The sequence below is a fragment of the Rhodococcus sp. T2V genome, assembly GCF_029269925.1.
Lineage (GTDB): Bacteria > Actinomycetota > Actinomycetes > Mycobacteriales > Mycobacteriaceae > Rhodococcus_F > Rhodococcus_F koreensis.
Map to the genome: position 1 here is coordinate 1 of NZ_JARJBD010000359.1, position 608 is coordinate 608.

Here is a 608-nt window from a genome sequence, read left to right on the forward strand (position 1 = left end):
CAGGAAGTGGGCCATCTTGTCGGCCGCGACCGCGTCGATCGCACCGCCGAGGTGGTGGCTGCTGTTCGCGACGAGACCGTACGGCGCCCCCTCGACTCGGATCAGCGCGGTGACGATGCCGACGCCGTGGTCTCGGCGTAGCTCGAGGACCGAGCCGACGTCGGCGATGGACTCCACCGCACTGCGAACGTCGTAGGCGCGCAACCGGTTCTCCGGGACGACGTGACGGGCCAGCCGCTCGTCGGGGGCCTCCCAGTCGGGGAGCACCCCCTGGAAGTACGACAGGTACGTCTTCGCCAGTTCGACGGCATGCGCCTCGTCCCGGGCCAGCAGATCGATCACACCGTTGCGGCGCTGCACGTCCACCGGTCCGACGTCCTCCGGCCGGTACACACCCAGCCCACCGCCCTCGACCATCGCTGGGCCGCCCATGCCGATGTTCGCATCGGGGGTGGCGATCAGGACGTCGCAGACCCCGGCGAGGGCGGCGTTGCCCGCGAAGCAGCGGCCTGACACGACCGACACCAGCGGCACCTTCCCGTTCAGCGCCGCCAGCGACCGGAAGGTGTTCAGGTCCAGGCCCGCGGCGGGACCGGCGTCGGTGTCGC

General features: G+C 71.2%; 1 protein-coding gene. It reads right to left on the reverse strand.

The genetic code is table 11. The annotated features are described in order from the left end of the window. Nucleotides 1-608, reverse strand: a 608-nt coding sequence (locus P3H15_RS54360) for a carboxyl transferase domain-containing protein (RefSeq protein ID WP_276144880.1), incomplete at both ends; no start/stop codon positions are given.